Source organism: Cohnella hongkongensis, from assembly GCF_042654645.1.
In the GTDB taxonomy this organism is placed as follows: Bacteria; Bacillota; Bacilli; order Paenibacillales; family Paenibacillaceae; genus Cohnella; species Cohnella hongkongensis.
The window spans coordinates 67,496-88,270 of the sequence record NZ_JBHSEP010000014.1 but is presented as its reverse complement, the minus strand read 5'-3'; the positions used below and the strand labels follow the sequence as shown (position 1 = coordinate 88,270).

The 20,775-nt window shown below is 58.5% G+C and carries 18 protein-coding genes; 9 read left to right on the top strand and 9 right to left on the bottom strand.

What is annotated here, in order from left to right; translation table 11 throughout:
• Nucleotides 1-25: 25 nt before the first annotated feature.
• From ACFO3S_RS18140 to ACFO3S_RS18115, 6 genes are all read right to left on the bottom strand, one after another.
• Complete coding sequence (locus ACFO3S_RS18140; RefSeq protein WP_378099036.1) at nucleotides 26-1,504, bottom strand: ABC transporter substrate-binding protein; 1,479 nt, start codon at nucleotides 1,502-1,504, stop codon at nucleotides 26-28.
• Nucleotides 1,505-1,850: 346 nt separating this feature from the next.
• The gene (gene araC / locus ACFO3S_RS18135; RefSeq protein ID WP_378099034.1) at nucleotides 1,851-2,720 is read right to left on the bottom strand and encodes an arabinose operon transcriptional regulator AraC; all 870 of its coding nucleotides are present in this window, start codon (nucleotides 2,718-2,720) and stop codon (nucleotides 1,851-1,853) included.
• A gap of 89 nt (nucleotides 2,721-2,809) precedes the next feature.
• On the bottom strand, nucleotides 2,810-3,514 hold the full coding sequence (locus ACFO3S_RS18130; RefSeq protein ID WP_378099032.1) for a histidine phosphatase family protein: 705 nt from the start codon (nucleotides 3,512-3,514) through the stop codon (nucleotides 2,810-2,812).
• 4 nt (nucleotides 3,515-3,518) lie between these two features.
• Entirely contained in the window at nucleotides 3,519-4,286 is a 768-nt protein-coding gene (locus ACFO3S_RS18125) for an MgtC/SapB family protein (protein WP_378099030.1), read from the bottom strand.
• A gap of 287 nt (nucleotides 4,287-4,573) precedes the next feature.
• Nucleotides 4,574-5,497, bottom strand: coding sequence for an ABC transporter ATP-binding protein (locus ACFO3S_RS18120; RefSeq protein WP_378099028.1), 924 nt, complete (start codon nucleotides 5,495-5,497; stop codon nucleotides 4,574-4,576).
• 3 nt (nucleotides 5,498-5,500) lie between these two features.
• Complete coding sequence (locus ACFO3S_RS18115) at nucleotides 5,501-7,732, bottom strand: ABC transporter permease (RefSeq protein ID WP_378099026.1); 2,232 nt, start codon at nucleotides 7,730-7,732, stop codon at nucleotides 5,501-5,503.
• Here ACFO3S_RS18115 and ACFO3S_RS18110 point away from each other — a divergent pair.
• On the top strand, nucleotides 7,710-8,303 hold the full coding sequence (locus tag ACFO3S_RS18110; protein ID WP_378099024.1) for a hypothetical protein: 594 nt from the start codon (nucleotides 7,710-7,712) through the stop codon (nucleotides 8,301-8,303). The two genes, ACFO3S_RS18115 and ACFO3S_RS18110, sit on opposite strands and share 23 nt — an antisense overlap.
• 113 nt (nucleotides 8,304-8,416) lie before the next feature.
• On the opposite strand, the gene ACFO3S_RS18105 is transcribed toward ACFO3S_RS18110, so the two are convergent.
• Complete coding sequence (locus ACFO3S_RS18105) at nucleotides 8,417-9,439, bottom strand: efflux RND transporter periplasmic adaptor subunit (protein WP_378099022.1); 1,023 nt, start codon at nucleotides 9,437-9,439, stop codon at nucleotides 8,417-8,419.
• Nucleotides 9,423-10,124, bottom strand: coding sequence for an ABC transporter ATP-binding protein (locus ACFO3S_RS18100; protein WP_378099021.1), 702 nt, complete (start codon nucleotides 10,122-10,124; stop codon nucleotides 9,423-9,425). Before ACFO3S_RS18100 ends, ACFO3S_RS18105 begins: the two co-directional genes overlap by 17 nt.
• A gap of 367 nt (nucleotides 10,125-10,491) precedes the next feature.
• Between ACFO3S_RS18100 and ACFO3S_RS18095 the strand changes: the two genes are divergently transcribed.
• From ACFO3S_RS18095 to ACFO3S_RS18070, 6 genes are all read left to right on the top strand, one after another.
• Nucleotides 10,492-11,361 carry a MurR/RpiR family transcriptional regulator gene (locus ACFO3S_RS18095; RefSeq protein WP_378099019.1) on the top strand — a complete coding sequence of 290 codons (870 nt, stop codon included), beginning with the start codon at nucleotides 10,492-10,494 and terminating at the stop codon, nucleotides 11,359-11,361.
• Entirely contained in the window at nucleotides 11,358-12,086 is a 729-nt protein-coding gene (nagB, locus tag ACFO3S_RS18090) for a glucosamine-6-phosphate deaminase (protein ID WP_378099017.1), read from the top strand. Before ACFO3S_RS18095 ends, nagB begins: the two co-directional genes overlap by 4 nt.
• Nucleotides 12,083-13,261 carry an N-acetylglucosamine-6-phosphate deacetylase gene (nagA, locus tag ACFO3S_RS18085; RefSeq protein ID WP_378099015.1) on the top strand — a complete coding sequence of 393 codons (1,179 nt, stop codon included), beginning with the start codon at nucleotides 12,083-12,085 and terminating at the stop codon, nucleotides 13,259-13,261. Before nagB ends, nagA begins: the two co-directional genes overlap by 4 nt.
• A gap of 405 nt (nucleotides 13,262-13,666) precedes the next feature.
• Nucleotides 13,667-15,283: an extracellular solute-binding protein gene (locus tag ACFO3S_RS18080; protein ID WP_378099013.1), complete on the top strand. Its 1,617-nt coding sequence runs from the start codon at nucleotides 13,667-13,669 to the stop codon at nucleotides 15,281-15,283.
• A gap of 153 nt (nucleotides 15,284-15,436) precedes the next feature.
• The gene (locus ACFO3S_RS18075) at nucleotides 15,437-16,396 is read left to right on the top strand and encodes an ABC transporter permease (protein ID WP_378099011.1); all 960 of its coding nucleotides are present in this window, start codon (nucleotides 15,437-15,439) and stop codon (nucleotides 16,394-16,396) included.
• A 21-nt stretch (nucleotides 16,397-16,417) separates the two neighbouring features.
• Nucleotides 16,418-17,290 carry a carbohydrate ABC transporter permease gene (locus ACFO3S_RS18070; protein WP_378099009.1) on the top strand — a complete coding sequence of 291 codons (873 nt, stop codon included), beginning with the start codon at nucleotides 16,418-16,420 and terminating at the stop codon, nucleotides 17,288-17,290.
• An 8-nt stretch (nucleotides 17,291-17,298) separates the two neighbouring features.
• On the opposite strand, the gene ACFO3S_RS18065 is transcribed toward ACFO3S_RS18070, so the two are convergent.
• Entirely contained in the window at nucleotides 17,299-18,168 is an 870-nt protein-coding gene (locus ACFO3S_RS18065; protein ID WP_378099007.1) for a MurR/RpiR family transcriptional regulator, read from the bottom strand.
• A gap of 110 nt (nucleotides 18,169-18,278) precedes the next feature.
• Between ACFO3S_RS18065 and murQ the strand changes: the two genes are divergently transcribed.
• Both murQ and nagZ read left to right on the top strand, forming a co-directional pair.
• A complete protein-coding gene (gene murQ / locus ACFO3S_RS18060; protein WP_378099005.1) occupies nucleotides 18,279-19,196 on the top strand; it encodes an N-acetylmuramic acid 6-phosphate etherase in 918 nt (305 codons plus the stop codon).
• A gap of 16 nt (nucleotides 19,197-19,212) precedes the next feature.
• Nucleotides 19,213-20,775 (top strand): beta-N-acetylhexosaminidase, encoded by a 1,563-nt coding sequence (nagZ, locus tag ACFO3S_RS18055; RefSeq protein ID WP_378099003.1) that lies wholly within the window; start codon nucleotides 19,213-19,215, stop codon nucleotides 20,773-20,775.

Below are 20,775 nucleotides of genomic sequence, written 5' to 3'. Positions count from 1 at the left end.
TGTCTCTCTTCTGTCGTGCAGGTCGTTACTTGTCGTAATTCTCTCCCGGCACCCAATCCGGGAAGATAAAGTCTTCCGGCTTCACGACGCCGCCGGACCCGTCGATCGCGCGTTGCAGCGCGGCATTGTGATCATCGGTCAGCTTCTGGAGCGGATTTTTCAAATCCTTGAGCTGGCCTTGAAGGTAACCGAGGAAGAGGGTGCCGATGTTGTCTTTCGGCGCGTAGCCGCTGTATAGCGACATCACTTCGGTAGCGGCCGGATTGTTTTTGTAGACGGTCGGCGTAAGCCGCTTGAATTCCACCATCATTTGAGAGATTTTCTCGTACTGCTCGAACGGCGGCTCCGCGCCTTCAATTAACTCGATTTTTTTGGAAGGCAGCGTCTGCCCGGATCTGACGACCTCCGCATACATATGCTCGTTCAGAAACTCAAGGAATACCTTCACTTCCGGCCAGTGCTTCGTTCTTTTGGCAACGTACAAGTATTCGCCGGAACCGCCTTCGAAATATTGGAACTGCGGACCGCCGTTTTTGGACGGGATCGGCACGACTCCCCAGTCCTCCGACGTGAATGCTTGGGCATCGCCTTTGTCGTCCGAGCTCAAGTAATCGCCGCTCCAATTGCCCCCGATCATGAAGGCGGCTTCGCCCGTCTTGATCAGCGAGTACGCTTTGCCCGTATCCGCGTCGATCGTGGCGGGGTGCAGCACTTTCTCGTCGTACGCCTTCTTGAGATATTGCATCGTTTCGAGATATCCCTGCGTGTTGTAGTTGTATTGCCCCGTCTTATAGTTGAATCCGGATTCCGGAGAAATCGGCGCCGACAGCTGGTTCAGCAGGAAGGTCGCCATATAGTTCGTCGCTGCGCCGAAGGTCAGCGCGTACGTATGGCCGCCGGACTTCTCGTGGAGCTCTTTGCCGAACGCCAGAAATTCGTCCCACGATTGGGGAATGTCCGCTTCCGTGTAGCCGAGACCTTCGAGCACTTCCTTGTTGTAATACATCATCAGAGCGCCGTGCAAGGAAGAATACAACGGGAACGTGTAGACGGTTCCTCCGATGCTGCCGTAGCCCTCGGCGAATGTGCCGTCCGTATAATCGCCGTGGGTGTCCGCCGGAAACACCTCATCGAGGCTATGAACTTTGTCCAGCTTGACCAACTGCGAGATGGAATACCCGGTCGGTCTGACGAAGACGTCCGGCAGCTCGTCGCCATTGATCGCCGCCTGGAACTGCGCAACGTCGCCGCCGCCCTCCGGCATATTTTCCAGCTTCACTTTAATGTTCGGATACTTCTGATGGAATTCGGCGATGACGTTGTCGAACGTATCTTTCCCCAGACGGTTCCACATCGTAATCGTCACTTGCTCCGGCGGCGCCGAAGCCCCGTCCTCCTTCTTATCCGCGCCGGCATTGCCGGAATTTCCATTCTTCGAGCATCCAGACAGAATCACGCCGACAAGCATCATCACCGCTAACATCATGTAACCGTATTTTTTCATGACTCGAGTTTGCCCCCTCGGGATTCGAAATGGTTCAACCGTTGTACATTTTGCCTGCTTTTCCTTAAGCGCTTACATGCGTGGAGCTTGGCCAAGTCCTCCCTCGCATGTTTCCCTGTTCAATCAATCTGCATGCCGGATTGATATGGGTTCATTGTATCAATGAGAATTCGGCCAAGAAAGTGACGAATCCGCTATTAACCTGCACGATGCGGCTGACTCTTCCGCTTTGTAAAACGAGGGTAAATGATGCGTAAAACCGCCGTAAAGCTTGGAATTACGCGAAAAAATAAAAAATCGCCCAGACGGCAGCCTGAACGATTTTTCGCAATACACGTCAATTCGGCTATGCTAACGAGCTCTCCTTCGGACCTTCCCATTTATTCCTTTTTCTATACATCCCGGGGCTGGTTCCATAAAATGACATGAACTTCCGAGTGAAGAACGCCGGCGAATTAAAGCCGACCTCGGCGCATATTTCGACGATCGATTTGTTCGTGGACAGAAGCAGTCTCGCCCCCTGCTTCAGCCGATGCTTCTGAAGGATGTCCGTAATCGAGCGGCCGACCTGCTCCTTGAACAGATGCGTCAATCTCGAAGGAGACAAACACACTCTCTGGGCAAGGTCGTTCAGTTGGATTTGCTGGGCGTAATTTTGCATCAGAAATTGTACGACCTCCTGGATTCGCGGATCCAGCACGGCTTGCTTCTTCTCCCTCTGATACTTGGAGAGCAGCAGAATGATTTCTTCCAGGGCGTTCATGGCCAATTCCTCCGACATCGGACGGACGGACTGATTGTTATGCAGCAAGCGCTCGAACGCCTTGTGCACGTCGTCCCGGATATCGGAATCGTCCAGCCGCAGATGGAGCACGCCTCCCACGTTCTCGGTGAAGGACAGCCAGCTGTAGAAGCTCGGCCGCGGCGTGAAATGGCACCACATTTTCTCCCATACGCTGCCTTCGGCGGTGTAAAATTCCTGCGGCGTTCCGGGCGTGATCAGAGCGACGTCGCCATGCTTGCATTCGTACGCGTGAGAAGCGCTTTCGACAATGCCGGTGCCGGAAACGGTGTACATGATCAGCCAGTCCCGCGTTCCTTTGGGACGATGACAGAAGTAACCGTGCTCCTTGCGATACAGCTCCGTCGCGAGAACGCCCGGCGGTCGATTTTTGGGCGTCACGAAATCTGCGGGGTAATAGGGTTTTCCGCTCAAATGACCTCATCCTTTCCTTGCCGTAGTGAAAGGTTCGTTCCGCGTTCGTTTTTTAGTATAACGCAGGCTCCTAAGTCAGGTTAAACCAATCAGTAAAAATTCGCAATAATGCCCTGGCTGCTGACCGGCAGGCTGGCATTATACAGGTGGGAAACGTCGCCGAGACCTAAGCAGCGCGGCACCCCCCACTGCTCGGAACGGGTATCCATCAGGATCGTCGTCACCGAGCTGGGCGCCAGCCAGAATCCCGACCACAGCAGAGGAAGCGGTATTTCCAGCAGATGAGCAAGCCAGGCGAGGCCGAAGCCCATATGGCAGAAAATGGCGATCCTGCGATCGTTCGGTTTCAGAATGCGATAACGCCCTTCTTCCCTGCGGAAGCCGGCCGCCTCCATAAAGCGGTCCGAACTGGACCGAATCCCGGCAAAGCCTTGACGGATGGCCGGGTTGCAGAAAGGCTCGGTTTCATAAAAATTGTCGTTTGTCGGCAGCGGCATCCTGCCGCGTATAATTTCTCCATCCACATTCCAGGCGGGAATCGAGCGGCCCTGCGTATCGAGCGTCTCCCAGTTCTGAATCTCGGCCAGCCAGTCCTGCGTTTCGAACGGCAGGCCTGTCAATTCCCGGGTATAGTTCATCGTGTGCTGCGCTCTCTGCATAGGAGAGCAGTAAATGCTGTCGATGTTTTCCCGGAGCATCCGCTCCGCCAACGCCTTGGCCTCCAGGTGGCCGCGAGGAGTGATGGTATCGTTCTCGTAGTCCGGATCGGCGTGCCTGATGATGTAAATGCGCATGAGTTCACTCCTTCAATGATGGTGATGCATAAGCGTTTGGTTTGTTGGGACGGGACGGCATCCATGTATCCGATTCCCAGCTAACGAGAGCGGCGGCGGCCTTAATCTCTTCCATAGCCAGGACAAGCGACTTGTTGCGGACGTTTTTCAAATGGAAGCGGAACGCGACGACAGGCCGGCCCGCCCCTCCCGAGTCGTCCTCAAGCTCATGATCGACCTGCACTTTGCCGATCTGAATGCCATGAGCCGACAGCCTTTCGATAATGGCGCCTAGATTGCCCGGGCGGTCCTCGACCTTGATCTTAACTTCGCGATAGCGGCGGCTGCGCATCATCCATTTCTCCAGCTTGTTCAGCAGGAACAGACTGAGCAGCGCAATGGCGGTCGTCAGGACGGCGCAGTAGAAGAACCCGGCGCCCGTGCAGAGCCCGATCGCCGCTACGACCCATATCGAGGCCGCCGTCGTAAGGCCCGAGACGTTCGAGCCGGTTCTTAGAATCGCGCCCGCGCCCAAAAAGCCGATGCCGCTGACCACTTGCGCCGCCAGTCGGGCAGGATCGGCCCTTACGTTCGGTTCCGCCATGAATTCGGAGAAGCCGTAAATCGACAGCAGCATAATCGCTGCCGAGCCCAGACATACCATGATGTGCGTCCGCAAACCCGCGGCGTGGTTGTTCCATTCCCGCTCCAATCCGATCAAACCGCCGAGCGCTGCCGCAAGCGCGATGCGGAGCGCGAGCTCACCGTCGTTGATGAGCCATATCTCGTTCATCGATGCAGCCCCCCTGCCTGACATTATATAGAACCCTGATCGGACGATGTAACGACGAAACGGCTATGAAGTCTTCACAATTCCGCTAATTTTAAGGCCTGAGGCTCCAACGGAAGTAAAATGCCATCCCGCAGAGGTCGGCCCTGTGGCTGCGGCCGGCCCGACACCGCCGCCTCCTCCGGGGCCGCTCGGACCGAAAGAAGAAAAAGCTCATCCCAACTCTGTCATCGAGGCAATAAGCCTGTAGGACTGTTGGGATGAGCTTCCTCTATCGAAAGAGCGGGACCTTATCCGCGCTGTTCGTCCGGAACCCCTTCCGGCTTGGCGGCGGGCGCTTCCGGGGAGGTCAGCACGACTTTGCCGTCGGACAGCTCCAGCTTGATCTTGTTCGAGTCCTTCACGCCGATCGACTCCAGATAGGCGGCCGGAATCTGCAGGCGGCCCGCCTTGTCGAGAATCGCGTACTCGACGTGCGAATCCTCCTCCGGCTGGGCGACGCCCTGCTCGAGCTCGGCCAGCTCTTCGGCGTAGGATTTGCGCCGGAGCATCTCGGACGAGATTTTGCCGTCGCGGATCGCGACGACGCGATCCACCTTCTTCGCAAGCAGCGGATCGTGCGTAACGATGACGACGGTAATGCCGATCGTCCGGTTGAGCTCGCGGAACAGGTCGAGAATCTGGTCGGCCATCCTCGAATCCACCGAACCGGTCGGCTCGTCGGCGAGCAGCAGCTTCGGATGATTCGCCAGGGCGATGGCGATCGCCACCCGCTGCTGCTCGCCTCCGGACAGCTGATGCAGCCTGTTGTTCTTCCGATGGGTCAGCCCGACCGCCTCGAGCAGTTCCAGGGCGCGGAGCCGCTTGCGCCTGCCCTTCAGCAGAATCGGCAGCTCCACGTTCTCCAGCGCCGTCAAATACGGAATGAGATTGCGCGCGTTGTTCTGCCAGACGAAGCCGACGCTCTCCCGCTTGTAGCGCACCAGGTCGCGCTCGCTCATCTTCAGCATGTTCTTTCCGTCAATCTCAAGCCGGCCGGCCGTCGGCCGGTCCAAGCCGCCGAGCATATTCATCAGCGTCGACTTGCCGCTGCCGCTGTTGCCGATGATCGCCATCAGCTCCCCGGCCTCGATCTGCAAATCCAGCCCTTGAAGGGCGAATACTTCAAGATCCGCCGCCTTGTAAATTTTGACCAGCCCTTCGCATGTAATCATCGGTCAATCCTCCCCGAGCTTGAGCGCTTGATGGACGCGGATGCGGGAGAGCATGAAGGAGAGAATCCCGACTCCCACAACCAGCATAACGCCCACCACCGTGTACAGCCTGACCAGATCGTTCGCCTCGAAGATTACCTTGAACGGAGGAACGAGACTTCCGGGATTAAACGCGATCTGGAAGTTCGGCACATACAGCACGCTGACGGCGTTGCCGACGACGATGCCGAGCAGCACCGCCGCTCCGGACGTCAGCAGCTGCTCCAGCGCCAGCATGCCGATCAACTGACGCAGCGACACCCCGATCGCGCGCATGATTCCGTTCTGCAGCGTTCGTCCCTTGATCGACAATACCCAATACAGCAAAAAGCCGACAAAGCTGATCATAATGGAAATGAGAAAGCCTAAGGTCAAAATGCCGTTCAGAGCCAGCAAAAACGGATCGTTCTTCGCCTTGATCAGCTCTTCCTTCGTGTTAACGATTTTCGTCAGCGGAATTTTCCGCTCCTGAATGCTGGCGTACAGCTCGTTCGTCGAAGCTCCCGGCTCCAGCTTGAGCCACACCTGGTAGGGCTCCAGGGCGAGCAAAAACTGAATCCGGTTCAGATTGCCGACGACGAGCATCGGCGCGGCGTTAAGCCCGCTCTTGTCGGCCGAAGTGACGCTGCCGAGAGGCGGGTTCGGATTAAACGTCGGAAAGTAGTCGAGGATGCCGAAGACGATGAAAGGCTGATAGCTGACGTTCTCCCAGCCGATGCTGATCGTGTCTCCCTCCTGCAATCCCCGCTGCTCCGCCATCGTTCTCGAGATGAGCACGCCCCGGGGATCCGACGCCATCAAATTTAAGTATTCGTAAAGCGGGTAGTCCAGCAGACGATCCGGGAACCAGGCCGTTCGTCCGAATTCGTCCGTATCGATGCCGATCAGCGTCATCGAGCCGAGCTTGTCTCCCGCGGAGAAGGCGGCGTTCTCCTTAACGAACACCTTGGCCGCCTCCTCGACGCCGGTCAGCGTTCGGAACGGATCGAATGCCGGCTCGAGATAATGAACCGGCGCATTCGCCGGTGCGGGGGACGGCTCCGGCGGTCCGCCTCCGGGCGATGTCGAAGGCGGTTTATCGTTGATCCACTGGGCCTCCAGAACGACGTCCGCCCCGTTCGCGTAGCGGATGCGCTCTTCCGTATTGCTGTTGATCGTTCGGGCGGCTCCCGCGCTGAATACCCCAATGGCGATCGTCATCACCAGGAAAATCATCAAAAACTGATACTGGCTGCTGGAGCGGCCGACCTGAATGAGCGCGGCGTACAGGGACGGCGGCCACCAGCGCCGCCCCGCCCGATAGATCAGCTTGAGCATGAGCGGATACAGTCTCAGAAGGAACAGTCCTGCGCCAACGACGAACAGAGCCGGCATGACGAACTGAAGCGGATCGAGCATCAGATCGTCCGAGCCAAGGCCGAGGCTTTGCATATCTTTCAGCCGGCGGCGGAACGTGTACAGCCCGTATCCGGCCGCGGCAAGGGCCAGCACGTCCGCGAACGCACGATGCCACAGCGGCGTTCGCTGCGTTCTGGCCAGCTGCTGTTTGCGGCCGACGATCGAGACCCGGGTGGCCAGCAGCACGGGAGCAAGCGTCATCACGAAAGCCGCGCCCGCCGCGATTCCCCCGTACGCGTAGGCCTGCTCGTTAAGCCGAACCGTCATGCGCGCCCGTTGGACGAATTCAAGGAACCCGTTGGAGGCGCCCAGCACCTTCGTCAGCCCCATGCCGAGAAGCGGACCGAGGAGCCAGGCCAAGCCGCACAGCAGCAGCCCTTCGACCGCGAACGAAGCGACGATCTGCCATCTGGCGGCGCCGCGGCTTCGCAGGACGGCGATCTCGTTTCGCTGGCGGTCGACGATCAGGTTGGACACCATAAACATATAGAAGCCGAGCATGATAAGCACCGGCACGTTCAAAGACCACATCAGCTTGCCGAGCTGCTTGGAACGCTCGAAGTAGGACTCGATCGTCGGAATCGCCGGAGCGTTGAATTCGGATTGGAACGCCGCCGACCTCGCCTTCACTTCGGCCCGGATCGCCCGGTCCGTGTCGAGAAAGTCGTTCACGTTGCGAAGCTCCATCTTCGCGTAGTCCAGCACGAAGTACCAGCCGCTGCCGCTCACGGGCACTCGTCCGCCCCGAATAAATTCGTTCTCGAACAGCTCTTCGTTGGCGACGAACACGGCTCCCATATTGCTCAGACTCGCGTTCCGGAAATACGGATCGTCGGTCTTCCCGCTTCGTGAACAGGCCGACCGGCTTGATCTTGACCGTTCCCCGGATGCTGTCGTCCTTCAACAGCATCACCTGATCGAGCACCAGGCCGAAGCGGATCAAGGCCTGCTCGGTCAGCATCACCTCGTACACGCCGTTCACGGGCTGCTTGGCCGGCAGCCGTCCGTCCACGATCCGGATGTGGTTCTCGAAGTCGCTGTACGACCGGAGCGCGGTCGTCACGGCGTTCTTCCGATCCGGCTCCTGCTCCGGAAGCAGCTGAACCTGCTTGGTTCTCCGCTCCTTCACCAGCTCCTTGACCGGGATGCCAAAGCCCGGAGCGGCCGAGAGCTCCATGAACCGGTCGAGGCCGTCGATCACCTCGGCCCGCTTCTCCGGGCTCTCGTTGTAGAAGCCGACTGTCGACCAATGCTGTCCCGGATAAGTGCCTCTTTCGTTCTGGAACGCTTCCAGATCCTTGACCAGCATGCGGCTCAAGATCGCTTCGGAATAGACCGGCATCGTTCCGACAAGCGCCACGGTCGTTAGCAGGCCGAGAAACAAGCTCGCAACGAGCCATTTGTTGTTGGCCATTTTACGGATGATCATGATAAACAAAGCCAAGACGTCCCCTCCCCGAGGCCCGAATGCCTGCCCGCCAGTTACTGCAGAACGACGATCTGCCCTTCCTCCAGCCCTTTAACGATCTCGATTTCCGTCGATCCGACGAGGCCGGGCTCCACGTCGACCTCCCGAAGCCGCTCTCCGTCCTCCAGCACTCGCACGAAGTTGCGCCCGAGGTAGGAGCGCAGGCCGCTGCGCGGAATTTTCACGATGTTTTCCTTCTGCTGGGTAATGATTTTCACGTCCGCAATCGCTCCGATCTTCGCTTCCTTCGGCAAGCTCGGCAGCTCGATATAAAGCGTTCTGGCATACCTCTCGGCCAGCTGCGGATCGGTCGCGGCCGGCGCCGAGGAAGGCGTCTGCGTCACGGTGCCGACGATCTTCTCCCCTTTCAGGACGACTTCGGCGGGAACGCCGACCTGCACCTCGCGGATATCGTTCGCATTGTCTACGCGCAAGGAAACGCGCAGCCGGGACGGATCGGCGATCGTGACCAGCGTCCGGTATGGCTCGACGTAGTCCCCCTCTTCGAGCGTTTCCGCGAACACGACCTGCCCGTCGATCTCGGCGGCAAGCTGCATGGCGTCGAATTGCTCGGCCAGCCGATCGTATTTCAGCTGTTCGATCTCCACCTGCAGGCCGGCGATCTTGAACGCCTGCTCGTCGCCGTCGCGGGCTTGGCGGAAGGCGTATTTCGCCTTCTCGAGCGCCAGCTGCTGCTCCTTAAGCCGAATGTCGAGTCCGTCCACGATCAGCTGAGCAAGCGGATCGCCCTTGTTAACCTGGTCTCCGGATTTGACGAAAATCGCGTCGATGCGGCCGCCCTGTCCCGAGAACTGGGCGACGCTCGTCGTCACCGACTCGAACACTCCGCTCCCGGCGACCGCCTTCACGATCGTTCCTTTCTCCGCAGTGACCGTCGTATAGTTTTCCTGTCGCGGCTTGACCAGAGGCGGCTTCAGCTCCTCTTCCTCCTTGGGCAGCAGCGAGCAGCCGGCCAGCGCCCCGCCGATCGAGAAAGCGATTCCAAAAATGACGGCCCTTCTAAGAATGCGCGACAATTTGTCCATCCTCCAGTTCGTATACGCGGTCTACGATCTCCATGATGGCCGGGTCATGAGTCGTCAAGGCGATCGTCACTCCGCTTTGCTCTACCAGATCCTTAAACGCTTTCATGATCTGCAGTCCCGTTCGGCTGTCCAGCTCCGCCGTAGGCTCATCCGCCAGAATCAGCTTGGGCCGGTGCGCAATGGCGCGGGCGATCGCCGTTCTCTGCTGCTCGCCTCCGGACAGCTCGAAAGGCCGATGATGCATCCGCCGCGCCAGCCCGACCCGCTCGAGCGCCTGTACGGCAGCCCGGGTTCGCTCCTGTGCCTGGTACCCCGCCACCCTCAGCACGAACTCCACATTCTCATAGGCCGACATTAACGGAATCAGCGCGAACGATTGGAAGATCAGCCCCATCTCCTTCCGTCTAACCTCGTCCCGCTCCTTGTCGGACATCGACGAGAGCTCCCGCCCGTCGAACGTGATCGTCCCTTCCGTAGGCCGATCCAATGCGCTCAGCAGATTGATCAGCGTCGTTTTGCCCGAGCCGGACCTCCCCTTGAGCGCGACGAGCTTGCCCTGCGGAAGCCGGATATCCACGCCCTTCAGAACGGCAACCGCGCCCGGGCCTCTGCCGAACACGCGCTTGACCCCCTCTGCGCGGATGATGTCCCTGTCCTCCGTTTCGCTTCTCGCCATCGACGATCCCCTCCCGGTAGGTTCATCCTGAAATTCTCTTCCATTATTTTCAATTCTGTTCTAACTATAATCACTCGCTATTGTGGAGTCAATTTACGGTTTTATATATCGTCTGAAATCATCAACAAAAGTGCAAAAGTATCACAAACGCAGAATAATGGCCACAATGCCGGGAATTTTACACCCTGTCGCCCCCTCCTGCGCCGAGAAGGGGCCGATATCGATTGCGCGGGGCTCGGATTTGCAGTAGAATGGTCATGAAAATGGTTTTCCTGTTTTTTTAATTTTATAAGAAATTTATTTTCTAGCTATTGCGCCAACCTATCTATTCATGGGTTCAGCTTATCTAAATAAAAGGGGGACCGCCATGAGCATACTCCATGCGATCCAGGAAAGATGGGACAGTCTGCATCAGAAGGAACGGGCGCTGGCCGATTTTCTGCTTCAGCATCCCCACGAAGCCGTCCAGATGACGATAACGGAGCTGGCGGCGCGCTCGGGGAGCAGTCCTTCGACGATCTCGAGATTTTGCAAGACGTTCCATTCCAACAACTTTCCCGATTTCAAGCAGCGGCTGGCGACCGAGCTCGTGCAGTCAACGTCCACCTCGACCCGATATCAGGATATCGTGGCGGGCAATCCGCTGCCCGACATCGTGTCCGCCATTACCGCGAACCATCTTCGCTCGATTACGGACACGACTCAGGTGCTCGATCTGACGCAGCTTCGTCTTGCGATCGAAGCGCTGCACAACGCGTCGCGCATCGACCTGTACGGTTCGGCGACGTCCGGCATCGTCGCTCAGGATTTTTTCCATAAGCTGATCCAGATCGGCAAAGCGGCGGCCGCGTTCTCCGACCCCCATCTCCAGCTCACGTCGGCCGCCTCGCTCACTTCCAGAGACGTCGCGATAGGCATCTCGTATTCGGGCGAAACGCCGGAGACGATTCATTCCCTTCGCTGCGCCGCCGAACGGGGAGCGACGACGCTGTCCATCACCCGATTCGGCGCGAACACGCTGGCGGATCAGGCGGCGATCAACCTGTTCACCTCCTCGGCGGAGGTCGGCATGCGCCGCGGGGACATGGCATCCCGCATGGCGACGCTGCATGTGATCGACGTGCTGTTCACCGGGCTGGTCAGCGAGCACTTCGAGCTCTACGTTCCCAGACTGAAGCAATCTTATTTGACGGTCGACTACTACTCATCAGGAAAAGGAGAGAAAAAGCCGAAATGAACATCCTTACTTTCGACAGCGACGAGAAGCTTAACGAGGCGGCGGCCAATATTATCGTCGGGCAGGTTCAGACGATTCCGAGGGCGGTGCTCGGCTTGGCGACCGGGGGAACTCCGGTCGGCATCTACAGGGAGATCGTCCGCATCTACCGGAGAGACATGGTCAGCTTCCGCAATACGACCACGTTTAATCTGGACGAATACGTTCATCTGCCGATCGATCACCCGGAGAGCTACCATTCCTATATGAACGTTCATCTGTTTTCGCATATTGATTTGCCGGAATCGCAGCGCCACATTCCGAACGGCAACGCCGCCGATCTGGAGGCCGAGTGCCGCCGCTACGACGAGGCGATCGAGCTGGCCGGTCAGATCGACCTGCAGCTGCTCGGTCTCGGCCACAACGGTCATATCGGATTTAACGAGCCGGCGCACGCTCTGATCAAGGGCACCCACATCGTGGAGCTGGCCGAGCAGACCCGCGAAGCGAACGCCCGCTTCTTCGACTCGATCGACGACGTGCCGAAGCAGGCGCTGACGATGGGCGTTGGCACGATCCTGAAAGCGAAAAAAATTCTTCTCGTCGTCAAAGGCGCGGACAAAGCCGACATTATCCGGCAAGCGCTGCAAGGACCGATCACGACGGACGTGCCGGCCTCCCTGCTGCAGACCCATCCGAACCTGATCGTGCTTCTCGACTCCGCCGCGGCAGGTAAACTGGCATGAGCGCGGCCGTTAAGGAATTACAAGTCGTCAACGCCCGGGTCATCACCCCTTCCGGAACGATCGAACAAGGATACGTTCATATAAAGGGAGATCGAATCGCGGCGATCGGCAGCGTCTCCGAGCTGGCCGGACAGCCGGCGGGCCTTGAGCGGTTCGACGCGGAGGGCGCCTGGCTCATTCCGGGCTTCGTCGACGTTCACGTCCACGGCGGGGCGAATCACGACTTCATGGACGCCAACGTCGAAGGCATACGAGAAATTACGAAGTTCCATGCTTCGAACGGAACGACGAGCATGCTCGCGACGACGCTGACCGCGTCGCGCGAAGACTTGACCGCCGTCATCGCGCTGGCGGCCGACTATATGTCCAAGCCGATGCCTTACGCGAAGATCGTCGGCGTGCATCTGGAAGGCCCTTTCGTCAACGTCAAATGGAAGGGCGCGCAAAATCCGGCCTATATCCTTCCTCCCCAGCCGGAGTGGCTGGAGGACTGGGTCGGCCGCTTCCCCGGCGTGATCAAGCTTCAGACGCTCGCGCCGGAAGTCGAGGGCTCGCTGGACTATATCGAGAAGCTCGCCGCCAACGGCATCGTCCCCAGCTGCGGACATACCGACGCCACCTACGATCAGATTATCGCCGCCGCCGATCGCGGCTTGCGGCATGCCGTTCACACGTTCAACGCGATGACGCCGCTTCATCATCGCCATCCCGGCACTGTCGGCGCGGTTCTGACGGACGACCGCATTACCGCCGAAGTGATCGCCGACGGCCACCATGTGCATCCGGCGGGCATCAAGCTGGTGACTCGAGCCAAGGGCGTGCACAACGTCATTCTCGTGACCGACGCGATGGCGGCCGCCGGCATGCCCGACGGAGATTACGACCTGGGCGGACTTCCCGTTCACATGAAGTGCGGCGTCGCTCGCCTGAAGGAGAACGACAGTCTGGCGGGCAGCACGCTGACGATGATCGGCGCCGTTCGTTTTCTCGTTCGGGAGATCGGCGTGTCCCTCGAAGACGCCAGCCGGATGGCCAGCGCCAACCCGGCGCGCCAGCTCGGCCTTGCCGACTCGATCGGCACGCTCGAGGTCGGCAAGCAGGCGGATTTCCTGCTGCTCAACGACGAACTGGAGCTGCAGTCGACCTGGATCGACGGCAAAAAGCTTCTATTCTAACCGCTGCTGTACCGTCCCGCCCTTCCTCCTCCGAGGACGGGCGTTTTTTTTATGTCCCGATCGGTCTGCTTGACGTCCGCCGCCCGCACGGGGACTGTCGACCGAAATTTGCACAAAATAAAGCAAATAACAAGAACGGCTGCAGCGCAATTTACAGCTCGGCAAGGATCGGTTCCGCCTGCGGGAACGGCTTCGTCCGGGCAATAACGACAACGAAACCCGGTTGCGGATCGCCCGGTTCTAGCGGAAGTCGACAACGATTTCCGCTTTTGCGTAAGCCCTTTCAAATTTTGAAATAAAGTTTCATCATAAACCGTTGACCCTTGAAATAAAGTGTGTTACTATTCGCTCAAGCGTTGCAGCGTCGCCCATTCTTTCATTCAAAATTCGGGAGGTCATGCAAGTATGTTCAAGAAAAAAAGCGCGTTCCTCATTCTCGTTTTTCTATTGGTAGCGTCGTCTCTTGCCGCATGCAGCTCCAAGAAAGAAAACGCCCAGCCGTCGTCTCCGGCGGCCGGCTCGAGCCAAAGCCCGGATTCTTCGGAATCGCCCTCCAGCGGCGCCGAAGAGCCGATCCAGTTCTCCGTCTACTACTCGGACAACGCGACTCTCCCGTTCAAGGAGGACTGGCTGACCGTTCAGGAAGTGCAGAAACGCTTCAACGCCAACATCAAGTTCGAAATTATTCCGATCGCGGATTATCAGACGAAAGTCTCGCTAGCGCTGAACACCGGCAATAACGCCCCGGACGTGATTCTGTATCAGTCGACGAAGGGCGAGAACGCCTCCCTGGCGCTTAACGGCGCTATCGTGCCGATCAGCGACTACTCCGACTGGACGCCCAACTTCAACAAGCGCGTGCAGGACTTCGGCCTGGAGGACCAGGTGGCGACCTTGAATCTGAAGGACGGCAAGCGCTATTATCTTCCCTCGCTGTACGACAAGCCGTTCTACGACGGCGGCCTGATTATGAGGCAGGATCTGCTGGAGAAATACGGACTGCAGCCGCCCAAGACGTTCGACGATCTGTACGCCGTTCTGAAGAAATTCAAGGAAGAGAACCCGGATTCCTATCCGCTCACGATTCTCGCCGGACCTCGCGTGCTGTACCGCATGACGATGCCTTCCTTCGGCATCAGCGTCGGCAAGAACGGCGCGGACGGCTCCAAGACGTTAAGCTGGGATTACGAGAACCAGACCTACTTCCCGGGCGCGATCAGCGATCAATACAAAGAATATATGACGTTCTTCTCCAAGCTGTACGCGGAAGGCCTGCTCGATCCCGAGATGGCGGATCCGATCGACGGCGACAAGTGGTCGCAGAAGATGGCCACCGGCAAGTCGTTCGCAACCTACGCGTATTACGACCAGATCGGCGGCGTCGAGAGCGCTTCGACGGAGCCCGGCTTCAAGCTGCAGATGTATCCTCCGCTCGCCGGACCGGCCGGAGCGCACCACCAGCAGAAGAGCAGCACCGGATCGGGCATTCTGTTCCCGAAAAAAACGGCGGATCGTCCGGACTTCGAGCGCCTCGTCAGGACGATCGACGAAATTTTCTTCTCCGAGGAGGGCGCGAAAATCTGGGGGCTCGGCGTGGAAGGCCAGACGTACACGATGGAGGACGGCAAGATCAAATACGCCGACGATATCGTCAACTCGCCTAACGGCATCTATAAAGAGATGCAGCTGAAATACGGCGCGGGCTCCGACGTGACGCAGCTCGTCTGGATCAACGCTCAGGAAATGACGAAGTACGACGAAAACTACGGCCAGATCAACGCCGCGGTCGCCGCGATGCCGGACGCGATCCAGCCGATTCCTCCGACTCCGTTGTTCGACGACATGATCGCCGAGGAAGCCGCCTCGCTGCAGACGCCGCTGGCGGACACCTTCGAAATCTGGGCCGACGCCTTCCTGACCGGCAAGAAGAACCTGGACAACGACTGGGATCAATATGTCAAGGAAATGAAAGGCCTGCAAATCGATCGCTTCCTGCAGCTGTACAACGATCATCTGAACTAAAGCAGCGATTCCGATCTTTCTGAAGCACCTACGTATAAAGACCTGCCAGGAAAAATGGAGTCACGGGTTGACCGACATTTCCAACGGCAGGTCTTTGCTCTTACGAACTCGCGGGCTCCCGCCATTCCTCATCCATGCGAAGAAGGTGAACCTATGGCTGATTCGACGACACTCTCGAACATTCCGAGCGGAAGCTACGCCCCCCGTCATCCGAAGTGGCGCCACTTTCGCCGTTATTGGCAGCTCTATGTCATGATGCTGCTGCCGTTATGCCATTTCCTGCTTTTTAAATACGCGCCCCTGATCGGCAACGTGCTCGCCTTCCGCCGCTATCGGCCGGGCATGGGGCCCTACGGCACCGAATGGGTAGGATTCGCCTATTTCGAACGCTTCCTGCAGGATCCGGCCTTCTGGCGAGCCTTCAACAATACGCTGATTCTGTCGTTCGGAAATATTCTGATCAATTTTCCGATTCCGATCATCTTTGCCCTGCTGCTCTATGAAGTGCGTTCGAAGCGGTTCCGCAAATTCGTGCAGACCGTCAGCTATATGCCGAGGTTCATCTCCACGGTCGTCGTCATCGCGATACTGGGAGAGCTGCTGTCCCCCAGCTCCGGTCTGCTGAACCGGATTCTCGGCAGTCTGTTCGGCATGGAGCCGATCTACTTCGTCAACGAGCCGCAATATTTCCGGCCGCTCTATATTTTAACGGAAGCATGGCAGTTCACGGGCTGGACCGCCATCATCTACCTGGCCGCCATTACCGGCGTCAACCGCGAGCTGTTCGAAGCGGCGGACATCGACGGAGCCAGCCGATTCCAGAAAGTCATTTACGTGACGATTCCGTCCATTATGTCCACGATTATGGTCATGCTGATCCTGAACGTCGGCTCGCTGCTCAGCCTCGGCTTTGAGAAGGTGCTGCTCATGTTTACGCCGTCCAACGCCATGGTCAGCGACATTATCGATACGCTCGTCTATCGTACCGGCCTGACCAACCAGAACTATTCGTACGCGACCGCCATCGGGCTGTTCAGCGGAATCGTCGGCGTCATTCTCGTCTCCAGCACGAACTGGCTCAGCAAAAAACTGTCTGGCGAAAGCATCTACTAATCCGGAAAGGAGCGGCATTCCATGCCTACCAAACCCAGACTTCGACCTTTGACTTTCGCCGACGTGCTCATCTACGCCGTCATGATCGTCGTTGTCCTGATCTGCTTCGTTCCGTTTCTCTATATGCTGGCTCTGTCTCTGTCCAGTCCGGAAGCGATCATCAACAACAAAGTGTCGTTGTTTCCCGTCGGCCTGAATTTCGAAGCCTACAAACAGATTCTCACGTATCCGAATTTCTTCAAGGCTTACGGAAACACCATTTTCTATACCGCCGCGGGAACGCTGATTTCCTTGTTCATGAGCGCTTTATTTGCTTATGCGATGTCCAAGCGGTTCTTGTACGGACACAAGCTGGTCATGATGCTGATCGTGTTCTCGATGTTTTTCTCGGGCGGTCTTATCCCGACCTATCTGCTGATCTCCAATCTTCAGCTGACCGGCACGGTGTGGGCGATGCTGCTTCCGTTCGCCATCAATCAGTTCAACCTGATCATTCTGATCAATTTTTTCCGGGCTATTCCCTCGGAAATAGAAGAAGCCGCCATAATCGACGGCCTGACTTATTTCGGTATATTGCAGCGGGTGATTCTGCCGCTGTCTACGCCGGCGCTGGCCACGATCGGCCTGTACACCGCCGTCTTCTTCTGGAACGACTGGTTTAACGGCTTAATCTATCTCAATACGGATCAGTATCCGGTCATGCTGTACCTTCGCAACATCGTTAACGGAACGACGATGGTCGGAGACGGCGCCGGCTCGGCGGACAAGAGCACGATCGCCATGTCGATCAAATCGGCGGTCATCATTACGTCGACGCTGCCGATCATCACCCTTTATCCGCTGCTGCAGCGCTTTTTCGTCGCCGGCTTGACGGTCGGCTCGGTGAAGGGATAACGGAGGGGTCAAATTTTCCGGTACGTCCGGCACGACTCGGAGCTCTGAATGAGGCTATGAATCACGTTGTCGTAATTGCGGTTCGCCAGCGCGGTGAACAGCACGTCGATGACGATGAGCTGCGAGATCCGGCTGCTCATGGCGCCGCTGCGATGATTGATTTCAGGAGACGACGTGTAGAGCTCGAAGTCCGCTTTGGAGGCCAGCGGGTTTTTGCCCAGCTTGGTCAAGGAAATCATCGTCGCCCCTGCCGTTCTCGAGGCGATGTCGAACGCTTCGTTCACTTCCTTGGTCATTCCGGAGTGGCTGATGAAAAAGCAGACGTCCCCTGCCCGGGTATTGGCCGCGTAGGTAAGCTGAATATGTCCGTCATGGCTGAAGCAGACGTTGCTGCCGATGCGCAGCAGCTTGTTGTAGAAGTCTTCCGCGACCAGGGCCGAGGCTCCCACGCCGAACAGCTTGACGGAGCGGGCCTCGATGAGCCGCTGCACGACCGCCTCCACCACGTCGGCATTCAGCAGGTTCACGGTGTCCTCGATCGACTGCATGCTGCTGTTCCTGATCGCCATGAACACGTCGGATAAGCCGGAATAGTCTTTAATGTCGGTGAAAATGTAGCGGCTCTTGTCCTCGTCGTCGCCATTGCCGCTGTTAAGCTCGCTGAACAGGCTTCTCTTCATGCTTTTTAAGCCGTCGAAGCCCAGCGCCTTGGCCAGCCGCACCCAAGCCACCTGACTGACGCCGGCGCTTTTCGCCAATTGGGCGATCGGTTGATGGAAAATTCTTTCGACATCGGCAAGAAAATAGTCCGCCGCCTTCTTCTCCGAATTGCTTAAGTCGCTGTATACGTTGCGAACGCGGATCTCTATATTGGTCACAGCTGGCACCCGCTTCCTGAAATTAAACAATCATGAAAATTATTCTTAATTATACGCAGAGCGTTCGACAGAATCAAACCTCTATCGCGTCCAGAAAAGGATGGATGACTATGACTTCGTACTTCTCGCAGTTAACAACGGAAATGAACAATCCGGCAACCGCCTCGATCGACGAGCGCAGCACGCGGGACATGCTGCTCCTGATGAACGACGAGGATCAGCTCGTTCCTCTGTCGGTGCGTCAGGAGGTCGACGCCATTGCCGACGCGGTGGATCTGATCGTTAAATCCCTGAAGAACGGGGGACGGCTGTTCTACGTCGGGGCCGGTTCCTCCGGCCGGCTGGGCGTCCTGGACGCCAGCGAATGCCCGCCGACCTACGGAACCGATCCCGAGCTGGTTCAAGCCTACATCGCCGGAGGAGACGTCGCTCTGAGGACGGCCGTGGAAGGCTGCGAGGACGATGCGGAGGGCGGCGCCCGGCTCGTACTGGACATCGGCGTCCGTGCAAGCGACGTCGTCGTCGGCATTACCGCCAGCGGTTCGACTCCCTACGTGCTGGGGGCGATCCGGCAGGCGCGGCAGATCGGCGCGGTCACGGTCGGCCTCGTCACGAACAAGAACTCCCGTCTGAGCGAGCTGTGCGATATATGCATCGCCCCCGTCGTCGGACCCGAGGTCATCTCCGGCTCCACCCGGCTGAAGAGCGGTTCCGCCCAGAAGCTGGTGCTGAACATGCTGACGACCGGGACTATGATCAAGCTGGGCAAGGTGTACAACAATCTGATGGTCGATCTGAAGGCGAGCAACAGCAAGCTCTACGACCGGTCCGTTCGCATCGTCAAGCAGGTGACCGGCGTCTCCGACGAGCGGGCGGAAGCGGCGCTGAAGGAAGCCGGACTGCATGTGAAAACCGCCATTCTGATGCTGGAAACCGGATCCGACGCCGAAGACGCGACGAAGCTTCTCGATCGTTACGAAGGCAGGCTGAAGGCGGCGATCCGGGGCGGACGAAGCCGCACGACTTAACTTGGAGGAACTCGATATGGACGAGAATGTATCTCTGACCCGTCAGATCGGGCAGCGCATGATGGCCGGTTTCGACGGCCCTCGGCTGGACGACGCGTTCGTCGATCTGGTGAAAACGCACAAAGTCGGAAACGTCATTCTATTCAAATGGAACATTACAGGCAAGGAGCAGTTGAACAAACTGTGCGAGGAGATCCAGCAGCTGGTGATGCGGGAAACCGGCCGGCCCGCTTTTATCGCCATCGATCAGGAGGGCGGCGCCGTCTCCCGTCTGTCCGAGGACGCCACCTGCGTTCCGGGAGCGATGGCCATCGCGGCGACGGGCGATCCGGAGAACGCCTATCAAGCGGGACGGCTGACCGGCCTGGAGCTGCGCGCCCTCGGCGTCAACTTCAATCTCGCCCCGGTGCTGGACGTCAACTCCAACGACGCCAACCCGGTCATCGGCGTGCGCAGCTACGGGGAGAAGCCGGAGACGGTGATCCGCTACGCCCTCCCGATGATGCGCGGTCTGGAAGACAGCGGCACGCTCAGCTGCGGGAAGCATTTTCCGGGACACGGCGATACGAGCGTGGACTCCCATCTGGCGCTTCCTGTCGTGGACAAGACGATGGACGAGCTGAGAAGCGTCGAGCTCGCTCCTTTCCAGGCGGCCATCGATGCCGGCCTCCCTGCCGTCATGACGTCCCACATCGTGTTTCCGCAGGTGGACGCGGGCACGCCTGCGACGCTGTCCCGCCGAATACTGACCGGGCTTCTGCGGGAAGAGATGGGCTTCGACGGCTTGATCATGACGGACTGTCTGGAGATGAAGGCGATTCAGCATTCCGTCGGCACCGTGCGCGGTACCGTCGAGGCGATCCAGGCCGGGGCCGATCTTGTGCTCGTCTCCCATACGGCTTCTCTGGCAGCCGAAGCGGCCGAAGCGATCCGGCGCGCTCTGGAATCGGGAGAGATCGACCGCGCGGAATGGGAGCGCTCGCTGGAGCGGATCGCCGCTCTGAAAGCGGACTACCTGTCCCGCCCGGCTCCGGAGCTGTCGATCGTCGGCAGCGAAGCGCATACCCGGGAGAACCGCAAGCTGCTGGAACGAACGCTGACGCCGATCCGGGTTCCCGGCGGACGATTCCCCGACCTGGGCAGTCGCCCCCGCCATCTGGGCTGCCCGGTCTTCCGGGCCACGCGGGTATCCAATCTGGACGACGACCCGCTGACCTTCCCCGCCTTCATGGCGGAGAAGCTGGGAGGCAGCGCGGAGGCAACCCCTTCGAATCCGACGGAGGAAGACATCGCGGCGATCGTCGAACGGGCAGCCGATGCGAGCGGAATCGTTATCGGAACGTACAACGGCCACCTCTATCCGGGGCAGATCGAGCTCGTCAACCGGCTCGCTTCGCTCGGCGTTCCGGTCGTCGCGGTAGCGTTGAGAAATCCTTACGATCTGAGGCTGCTGAATCCGAACGTCTGGTCGCTCGCCGCCTACGAATATACCGCGAAGGCGTTCGACGCCGTTGCCGCCGTGCTTCGGGGCGAAGCCGAAGCGGCCGGCAAGCCGACCGTCACCGTGCTGGCCGACTGA

Excerpts from the sequence above, each read along its gene's own strand:
- ACFO3S_RS18140 (WP_378099036.1), bottom strand. The coding sequence starts at position 1,504 with ATGAAAAAATACGGTTACATGATGTTAGCGGTGATGATGCTTGTCGGC.
- ACFO3S_RS18130 (WP_378099032.1), bottom strand. The coding sequence starts at position 3,514 with ATGCGCATTTACATCATCAGGCACGCCGATCCGGACTACGAGAACGAT.
- ACFO3S_RS18125 (WP_378099030.1), bottom strand. The coding sequence starts at position 4,286 with ATGAACGAGATATGGCTCATCAACGACGGTGAGCTCGCGCTCCGCATC.
- ACFO3S_RS18120 (WP_378099028.1), bottom strand. The coding sequence starts at position 5,497 with ATGATTACATGCGAAGGGCTGGTCAAAATTTACAAGGCGGCGGATCTT.
- ACFO3S_RS18115 (WP_378099026.1), bottom strand. The coding sequence starts at position 7,732 with ATGGGAGCCGTGTTCGTCGCCAACGAAGAGCTGTTCGAGAACGAATTT.
- ACFO3S_RS18100 (WP_378099021.1), bottom strand. The coding sequence starts at position 10,124 with ATGGCGAGAAGCGAAACGGAGGACAGGGACATCATCCGCGCAGAGGGG.
- ACFO3S_RS18095 (WP_378099019.1), top strand. The coding sequence starts at position 10,492 with ATGAGCATACTCCATGCGATCCAGGAAAGATGGGACAGTCTGCATCAG.
- nagB (WP_378099017.1), top strand. The coding sequence starts at position 11,358 with ATGAACATCCTTACTTTCGACAGCGACGAGAAGCTTAACGAGGCGGCG.
- nagA (WP_378099015.1), top strand. The coding sequence starts at position 12,083 with ATGAGCGCGGCCGTTAAGGAATTACAAGTCGTCAACGCCCGGGTCATC.
- ACFO3S_RS18080 (WP_378099013.1), top strand. The coding sequence starts at position 13,667 with ATGTTCAAGAAAAAAAGCGCGTTCCTCATTCTCGTTTTTCTATTGGTA.
- ACFO3S_RS18075 (WP_378099011.1), top strand. The coding sequence starts at position 15,437 with ATGGCTGATTCGACGACACTCTCGAACATTCCGAGCGGAAGCTACGCC.
- ACFO3S_RS18070 (WP_378099009.1), top strand. The coding sequence starts at position 16,418 with ATGCCTACCAAACCCAGACTTCGACCTTTGACTTTCGCCGACGTGCTC.
- murQ (WP_378099005.1), top strand. The coding sequence starts at position 18,279 with ATGACTTCGTACTTCTCGCAGTTAACAACGGAAATGAACAATCCGGCA.
- nagZ (WP_378099003.1), top strand. The coding sequence starts at position 19,213 with ATGGACGAGAATGTATCTCTGACCCGTCAGATCGGGCAGCGCATGATG.